Source organism: Kocuria sp. UCD-OTCP, assembly GCF_000349605.1.
GTDB classification, from domain to species: domain Bacteria; phylum Actinomycetota; class Actinomycetes; order Actinomycetales; family Micrococcaceae; genus Kocuria; species Kocuria rosea.
This window is the reverse complement of the sequence record NZ_AOSQ01000053.1, coordinates 1-8,321: the sequence shown is the minus strand read 5'-3', so window position 1 is coordinate 8,321 and position 8,321 is coordinate 1. Positions and strand designations below refer to the sequence as shown.

At 67.8% G+C, this 8,321-nt stretch carries 7 protein-coding genes; 2 read left to right on the top strand and 5 right to left on the bottom strand.

The window, feature by feature from the left end; all coding sequences use genetic code 11:
* Nucleotides 1–132 precede the first annotated feature (132 nt).
* From H488_RS32975 to H488_RS32960, 4 genes are all read right to left on the bottom strand, one after another.
* Nucleotides 133–3,177: a glycoside hydrolase family 2 TIM barrel-domain containing protein gene (locus H488_RS32975; RefSeq protein WP_017834512.1), complete on the bottom strand. Its 3,045-nt coding sequence runs from the start codon at nt 3,175–3,177 to the stop codon at nt 133–135.
* Nucleotides 3,178–3,246: 69 nt separating this feature from the next.
* Entirely contained in the window at nt 3,247–4,185 is a 939-nt protein-coding gene (locus H488_RS32970; protein WP_017834511.1) for a carbohydrate ABC transporter permease, read from the bottom strand.
* Nucleotides 4,178–5,065 (bottom strand): carbohydrate ABC transporter permease, encoded by an 888-nt coding sequence (locus tag H488_RS32965; RefSeq protein WP_017834510.1) that lies wholly within the window; start codon nt 5,063–5,065, stop codon nt 4,178–4,180. Before H488_RS32965 ends, H488_RS32970 begins: the two co-directional genes overlap by 8 nt.
* On the bottom strand, nt 5,062–6,363 hold the full coding sequence (locus H488_RS32960; RefSeq protein WP_017834509.1) for an ABC transporter substrate-binding protein: 1,302 nt from the start codon (nt 6,361–6,363) through the stop codon (nt 5,062–5,064). The genes H488_RS32965 and H488_RS32960 overlap by 4 nt, the downstream gene beginning before the upstream one ends.
* Nucleotides 6,364–6,649: 286 nt before the next feature.
* Between H488_RS32960 and H488_RS37685 the strand changes: the two genes are divergently transcribed.
* Nucleotides 6,650–6,748 (top strand): hypothetical protein, encoded by a 99-nt coding sequence (locus tag H488_RS37685; protein WP_017834508.1) that lies wholly within the window; start codon nt 6,650–6,652, stop codon nt 6,746–6,748.
* Between the two features lie 171 nt (nt 6,749–6,919).
* Entirely contained in the window at nt 6,920–7,456 is a 537-nt protein-coding gene (locus H488_RS38545; protein WP_373419180.1) for a transposase, read from the top strand.
* A gap of 422 nt (nt 7,457–7,878) precedes the next feature.
* Here the strand turns inward: H488_RS38545 and H488_RS32955 are convergent, their stop codons facing one another.
* Nucleotides 7,879–8,199, bottom strand: a complete 321-nt coding sequence (locus tag H488_RS32955) for a DUF1990 domain-containing protein (protein WP_017834506.1) — start codon at nt 8,197–8,199, stop codon at nt 7,879–7,881.
* Nucleotides 8,200–8,321: the final 122 nt, after the last annotated feature.

Here is an 8,321-nt window from a genome sequence, read left to right as displayed (position 1 = left end):
GTTCAAGCGTCTCGGGATCCGTTACGACCGCACTGCAGCCACGCTGCTCCCGCTGCTCTTGCTCGCCGTCACGCTCATCAACTTCCGCCGACTGCGTCAGGTAGAAGAGTTACGAGACCAGGTCTAAGTTGCTTATCGCACCCGCAGTCCGACGGCGAAGGAGTGCGTCGCGGGCCACAGCTGGTGCTGTGGGAGCACGTCCAGTCCGCAGGCCCGCGAGCCGATGCCGTGCTGGGCGGCGTCGAGGTAGAGGTGGACGCGTTCGCTCAGGGGCAGCTCGTGCGGGTGGGCGGCGGCTGTCAGTTCCTGGGCGGTGTGCCGGGAGGCGGTGAACCCGGGGCGTCCGACCTGCCCGCCGCCGAGTTCGTTAAAGGACTGCAGCTCGAGGTTGGGCCCGTCGCCGCCGGACAGGTGCAACCAGCGTACGTTGGGGCGGTGTCCCGTCTCCTGCGGCCGGGCGTAGCGCACTGCGAGCTTGTCGATGGTGCGCTCGTGCACGGCGACGAGTGCCGCCACGGCCACGTCGGCGTAGGACTCCTCGGGCCCAGGGCCGAACCACCGGGCGTGGTCGAGGGTCCCGGGCAGGCCCAGTCGCACGCCGACCCGGGGCCAGGTCCCTTCCCAGGGTCCACGCGGGGCGATGTCGACACGCATGACGAGCACGTCGCCGTCCGCCAGGTACGTCAGGGTCGTCTCGATGCCCATGGATGTTGCGGCGGCGCCGCTGCGGATGCGCACGATAAGTCGGTCGTCGAGGACCTGGACCTCGTGGGTTCGGTGGACCAGCCGATCCAGACCGCGCCGCGTCCAGCGCTCGGCGGAGGACGGTCCGGGCACGCCGAGGCCGCCGGTCTCCTCGGGCGAGGCCTCCTCGAGGCTGCCCTGACCCGAGCCGCGGTCGTTGTCGGTCGGCGCGCGCCACAGCTCGGGCGTCGGCCCGTCGACCGCCATCCCGCCGAGCCGGGTGAGCCGCCCGGTGCGCGCGTCGAAGCGGGCTGGGCCGAGAGTGATCTCCCCGCCGGCCTGCCGGGGTGCGGTGCTGCCCGTGGCGGGCGGTGCCGCCGGGCGGGACGAACCCCCCGTGCACCGGGAAGCGGTGAGGTCGACCTGACAAGCACTGATCACGTGTCCGGCCGGCCCCCACGCCGCGGGGCGGGCCAGCGTTGCGACGAGCCGCAGCCAGACCTCGCATCCCTGGTCGCCGACCCGGGAAAGTGCCGCCCTGGCCGGGCCGGGAAGGACGATGTGTGCGGTGGAGCCCGCTGATACCGGCGGGACGTCGAGTTTGTCTGAGGCCATTGTCTCGCCGTCGACCTGGACCGCCCACCGGAAGGCGAGGTCGGTGGTGTCTGCGGTGTGCCGGTCGTTCGTCACGAGGACGGCGTCCGCGTCGCCCGTCAGCGTGAGACGGACGGGGGCGACGACGGCGGCGTACTCGGCCAGACCGGGGGAGGGCGTGCCGTCGGAGAGGATCATCCCGTCGGTGATGAAGTTGCCGTCGTGGATGACCTCCCCGAAGTCGCCGCCGTAGGCGTAGAACGGGGTGCCGGTCCCGGTGGTGGTGAGCAGGCCGTGGTCGCGCCACTCCCACACGAATCCGCCGTGGACGCGCGGGTAGGCGCGGATGCGCTCGTCGTACTCAGCGATCGCGCCCGGCCCGTTGCCCATGGCGTGGATGTACTCGCACATGACGAAGGGGCGACGTCGCAGCCGCGCCCCCTGCGCGGGACTGCACGCCATGAGCCGCCCGTGCTCCCCACCGATGGCGTCGATCTCCTCCAGGGCGGGGTACATGCGCGAGTAGACGTCGGTGTACTCCCCGGTGTGGTCGCCCTCGTAGTGCACGGGGCGGCCGGGGTCGCGGCGGTGCACCCAGGCAGACATGGCGGCGAGGTTCTGCCCGGTGCCGGCCTCGTTCCCCAGCGACCACATGACGATGCTGGGGTGATTCTTGTCCCGCTCGACGGTGCGGGCGATCCGGTCGAGGTAGGCGTGGCGCCAGCGCGGGTCGTCGCTGGGGTTCTCCCGCCAGCCGACCTTCTCGAAGCCGTGGGTCTCGAGGTCGCACTCGTCCATCACCCAGAAGCCGAGCTCGTCGGCGAGATCGAGCACGCCCGGGTGCGGCGGGTAGTGGCTCGTGCGGATCGCGTTGACGTTGTACCGCTTCATCAACTCCAGGTCGGCCCGGGCGTGCTCCGGGTCGAAGACCCGACCCCTCGTGGCCTCAATCTCGTGGCGGTTGACGCCGCGAAAGATCACCTGGCGGCCGTTGACCAGGAACTGGTCGCCGACGATGCGCACAGTCCGGAAGCCGGTGCGCACGGTGACCGTCTCCCCGCGGGCGGCGAGGACGACTTCGTAGCGGCGGGGTACCTCGGCGCTCCAGGGCTCCACGTCACCGACGGGGATCGGGGCGACGTCGGCCGGGCCGTCCCACCGGTGCTCAATCCCGAGGTCGGGGACGGTGACAGCGACAGGGAACGCCTCGGGTGCGGCGGCGAGCTCAAGGTCCAACGCGCCGTGGCCCGTCGCGTGATCGTAGTCGGCACGCACCCAGACATCGTCGAGCCCCCCGGCGGGGCGGGCGAGGAGCATGACGTCGCGGAAGATCCCGGGCAACCACCACTGGTCCTGGTCCTCCAGGTAGGAGGCGTCGGACCACTGGTGGACCCGGACGGCGAGCTGGTTCTCGCCCGGTTGTAGAAGGACGGTGATGTCGAACTCGTGGACGAGACGGCTGCCCTTGCCCACGCCGACCTCTGTGCCGTTGACCCACAGCCGGTACGCCGACTCCACCCCGTCCAGGCGCAGCAGGATCCGTTCAGCGCCGGACCAGGCGCCGTCGTCCGGGAGCGTAAAGGTGCGCCGGTAGTCTCCGGTCGGGTTCTCGTCGGGCACGAACGGTGGGTCGATGGAGAAGGGGTAGTTGACGTTGGTGTAGATCGGGCGGCCGTACCCGCCGTCGCCCTGGAGGACCCAGTGGCCGGGGACCGCGATAGTGTCCCAGTCGGCGTCGTCGCCCTCCCAAGGCTCAGTTCCCGGGTCGGCGACGGGCGAGAGCCGGAAGCGCCATGTTCCGGTGAGGTCGAGCACGGGGGCGTCCGAGTCGAGCCGGGAGCGCGGAGAGAGCGCGCCGTGGCCCGGGGAGTGGTCGGTGAGGTAGGTCGGGGCAGGCATGGGTCTCTGTTCCTTCTCAGGGCGGTGGGCGCGCGTGCGTTCTGGGGTGGGCGGCGACGGGGGACGGATTCACTCCTTGACGGCGCCGGCCGTCATGCCGCCGCGCCAGAAGCGCTGGAGGACGATCATCGCGACGAGCAGCGGGATGATCGAGAGCAGCACCCCGCCGGTGGTGAGCTCGTAGAACTCCGGGAGTCGCTGAGTCTGGCTGTTCCAGTTGCTCAGGCCGAGGGTGATCGGGTACAGCTCGTCGTCGGAGAGCATCACCAGGGGCAGGAAGTAGTTGTTCCAGATGCCGACGAGCTGGAAGAGGAACACCGTGACCATGGCCGGGACCATGGTCCGCAGGCCGATGGTGTGGAAGATGCGCATCTCTCCTGCCCCGTCGAGCCGGGCCGCCTCCATGAGCGAGTCCGGGACGGTGGCTTGGGCGAAGATCCGGCACAGGAAGATGCCGAACGGCGAGACGAGGGAGGGCAGCAGGACGCTCCAGTACGTGTTGGCGAGGCCGAGCTCGCTGAAGAGCAGGAACAGCGGCAGGGCCGTCGCGGTGCCGGGCACGAGGACCCCGCCGAGGATGAGTCCGAAGATCGCCTCGCGTCCGCGGAAGCGGTACTTCGCCAGGGCGTAGCCGCCGGCGGCTGCGAAGTAGGTGGCGATGAGTCCGCCGACTCCCGCATAGAGCAGGCTGTTGGCGAACCACCGCACGAAGATCCCACCGTCGTAGGTGAGAACCTGGGTGAGGTTCCCCCACAGGTTGACGGTCGGCGCGAGCAGGAATCCGTTCGTGGCGAAGAGATCCTCGGTGCTCTTCGTCGCCGCGACCACGACCCAGTAGACGGGCACGAGGAAATAGAGGGCGACGACCGTGAGAAGGCCGGTGACGACGATGGTCGAGGCGGCGCCGCGGCCTGCCCTGCGGCGCCTGGTGCGAGGGGCGCCGGAGACGTTGGCCCGGTCGCGGCCGGTGACCGGTGCGACCGTGGTAGTGGCCGAGAGGTCAGTCATCATTGCTCCTACGGTTGCTGAAGTACAGGAAGGCATAGGACAGCACGAACGCTGCGACCGCGATCGTCACGGCCTGGGCGGCGGCGACGTTGTAGTCGTTGTAGTTGAAGGCCGAGTTGTAGGCGGCGAGGTTGGGGGTGTACTCGCTGCCGACCGCCGGAGAAACGGTCTGTAGGATCTGCGGTTCGGCGAAGAGCTGGAGGGTGCCGATGATGGAGAAGATGGTGGTCAGCATCAGCGCCGGTCGAATGAGGGGAACCTGGATCGCCCGGGCGATGCGCCACGGGCCCGCGCCGTCGACGCGCGCGGCCTCGTAGATCTCATCGGGGATGGCCTTGAGCTGGGCGATGATGATGAGCATGTTATAACCCGTGTAGGCCCAGGTGACGATGTTCGCGATCGACCACAGGACGACGTTCGGCCCGAGGAAGTCGAGTTCGATGCCGACGAGGGCGGCGACGTCGATGAACGGGCTGAGACCCGGAACGTAGAGGAAGGACCAGAGCACTGACGCGATCACCCCGGGCACGCCGTAGGGCATGAAGTACGCCGCCCGGAAGAACTGGGGCCACCGCGCCGAGGTGGACTCCAGCAGCAGGGCCAGCACGGTCGCCGCGAGGATCATCACCGGCACCTGTACGACACCGAAGAGGAGCATCCGACCGATCGATGCGAGGAATTCGGTGCCCGCGAAAGCCTGGACGTAGTTGGACAGACCGGCGAAGGCGGTGCTCGTGCCCTGCTCGCCGAAGAGCCCTGCGCGATCCACCCTCGTGAAGCTCTGGACCACCGCGTAGGCGATGGGGGCGACGAACGTCAGGAGGAACAGGAGCAGGAAGGGGCCGATGAGGATCCACGGTGCCCGACGTTGTGTGTTCATGCCGCCCTCACATTCAGACCTTTGTTCTTGAGCATCCGCACGGTCGCGTCCTGCGCGGCGCGGCAGGAGTCGACCAGCGGCACGCCGTCGGTGAGCTTTGTCCGGAACCCGTCGGACAGGACGTTGAAGACCTGCTGGGTCGTGGGGGCCCAGCTCCAGTTCGGGTTCTGCTGCTGGGCCGCCGGCACGAAGACCTCGGTGTTGTAGTTCTGCCCACCGAAGAACTCCGACGGCTGAAGCCTCGGGGTGCCGATGTAGTCAGAGACGGGCGACCAGCCGATGCCGCAGTGGAGGATCTGGGCGTCGATCGCCTCCGGGTCAGTGGTCATCCACATGGCGAAGTCGGTCGCCTCCTGCGGATGCCGGGAGCTCGACATCGTCGCAACCGTCGAGCCGCCCAGCTGCGCGGAGCCGAAACCGCCGGTCCAGCGGGGCATCGGGGCTACCCGCCACAATCCCTCCGTGCCGCCGACGCCCTTGATGAGCTCGTCGGCCCAGGACGCGGAGGTGATGGCCCCGAGCTGTCCGGTCCCGGCTGCGGCGAACCAGCCGGGGGAGAACGGGCTGATCGAGACGTTGACGAGGTTCTCGTCGATGGCCCGGTCGAAGAAAGCGGCGACTTCAAGCGTCGCGTCGTCTGTCATGTCGATGACCCACGAGTCGCCGTCGATTTGGAACCAGTTGGCACCGGCCTGCATGGCGTAGGCACAGAAGTAGCCGCCGTCCGCGATGGGGAAGCACTCCAGGTATCGGTCGGCGGCGCGGTACTCGCGGGCCACGGCCGCCCAGTCCTCCCACGTCGCGGGCGGCTCGGCGCCGATTGCCTCCATGACGTCGGTCCGGTAGAAAAACGCGGTGGGCCCGGAGTCCTGCGGCAGCCCGTACACGCCGCCGTTGAACGTCACTTGGTTGAGGACCGAAGCCTCGAATCGATCGGTCACGGCGTCGGCGCCGTACTGGGTCATATCGACTAGGCCGTCCACCATCATGAAGGCCGACGCCTGCCGGAGCTCGACATGTGCGAGGTCGGGACCGCCGCCGGAGGCAAGCGCGGAAAACAGCTTTTGGTAGCCGCCCTGGTTGCCGCTCTTGATCCACACGGTCTCCACCTGGACGTGAGGATTCTTGGCGTTCCAGATATCGGTGACCTTGTCGAGACCCTTCAGCCAAGACCAGTAGGTCAGGCGTACAGGCTCGCCGGCCGCAGCGTCGAGTGAGGTGCGGCCGCAGGCGCCGAGCGCCAGGCTGGCACCCACACCGAGACCTCCCCTAAGAACGGTGCGTCTTGAGAGCTCCATGCGAGTCTCCTTGCCCTGTAAAGTGAATCGATCCAGACCGAACATTTTCGCACATGCTGCTGTGGACCAAACTAACATAAACCATCAACGATCCACCAGACTCTGACAGTCTTCGCTTGCTAGTGGCCCATCTTTGAACTGCCTGAGCGCTTGGTGGGGTGGGATTCTGGGATATGGCAAACCATCCTGCGGCCCCGCTGCCACTGGGGGATGGCGGCCGCGAGAAGCTGACCCGGTTGGTGCACTCCACCTTTGTGCGGGGGGTCTGGCCCAGCGGGCGCACATCGTGCTGCTGACCGTCCAGGGTGTCTCCAACACCGAGATCGCCGAAAGGGTGGGGGCCACCGGCAACACGGTGATCGCCTGGCGGGCCCGCTACGGGTAGGCCGACATCGCCGGGCTGGCCGACCACGACCGGTCGGGCCGGCCCCGGCGGATCGACCACCGCGCGAACGTCACCGCCACGCTCAGAGTGCCGCCGAAGAAGTTCGGCGTCGCCCCCGGCCCTCGCACATACTCGCGGGGCGGTTGGGTATCGACCACAACACCTTGGCCAATGTCCGGCGGGAGTATGGGGTGGCCCCGTGGCGGGAGGGCATCTTCAAGTTCTCCGCCGACCCCGAGCTGGTGGCCAAGGTCGTCGACGTGGTCGGTTTCTACCTGGCCCCACCCGAGAACGCGGTGGTGCTATCCCTGGACGAAAACCACCAGATCCAGGCCCTTGAGCGCACGGCACCAGGTCTGCCGATGCAGCCCGGCCGGCGACGCGCACCCACGGCTACAACCGGCACGGGACCTCCACCCTGTTTGCGGCCCTGGAGATCACCACCGGCCACGTCACCGCGGCGTGCAAGCCTGGGCACCGGCGCCAGGAGTTCCTGGCCTTCCTCAAGCAGGTTGTCCGAGCCTACCTCCAGGGAATCTGCACCTGGTGATGGACAACTACGCCGTGCACAAGGCCCCCGAGGTAAGAGCCTGGCTGGCGGAAAACCCTCGGTTCCAGGTGCGCTTCACGCCGAACTCGGCCTCGTGGCTGAACTTGGTTGAGGTGCCAACATCGCATTTGCCCAGTATTCGTCCGTCGTCGACATGAGGCGTGGTTCGGGCTCATCGAACGCCAGGCCCTGCATCGGGCCGACGTCGTTTCGGTGCCCGAGCTGAACAAGCGGATCCGGGCCTTCGTCACCGGCTGGAACGATCGCTGCCACCCGTGCGTGTGGACCAGAACCAGCACCGAGATCCTGAAAAAGCCAACCGCCCAACCATTTAGAAGACGGACCATTAACGGTCGGCGAAGCAGGCAGCGATCCACCCACGGGTCAGCGCGGCGAGATTGCCAGCCATGATGGTGAGGAAGGCCACGATGAAGATCGGGAGGAAGGACACGCTGGGGCCTCTCGAATCGCACCGGCGCCAAGTGCTTCCGGTGACCCCAGCGTAGAAGTTGCAGGCGCGAACACCCAGACGCCCTATTGGGGTTCCTGTGGCGCACACTTGCCGGCGCTCGAAAGGGCGCTAAAGAGCGTGGAGATATCGGTGGGTGTATCGCTGCTGCAATAGATGGCTGATCGGCGCAAGGATGAGGGACCACCATGTGCCGGGCCGGGAGAAGGCGGTGATGGTGAACACGATGGCGTCATCCTCCCGCCATTCGACGCAGAACCTCTCCTCGCCCTGCTCCGGGTGGCCCTGCAGAGTTCCGTAGGCGAAGCCGCGCTGGCGTTCTTCCTCCACGACATAGACGACTTGGCATCCGAATGAGATCCGCAGCAGGTGCCGGCCCAGGCGCAGGCGAACACGGCTGTCCTGCTCAGCGCGCGGTGGGGACTGATGCACGGTTCGGTGACACCTGATCTGTGGCGCTGAGAGGCGTCGATGGAAGGATGTACACCATGCCCAAGCCCTATCCCAAGGAGTTCCGCGACGACGTCGTGAACGTCGCGCGCAGCCGTGAACCC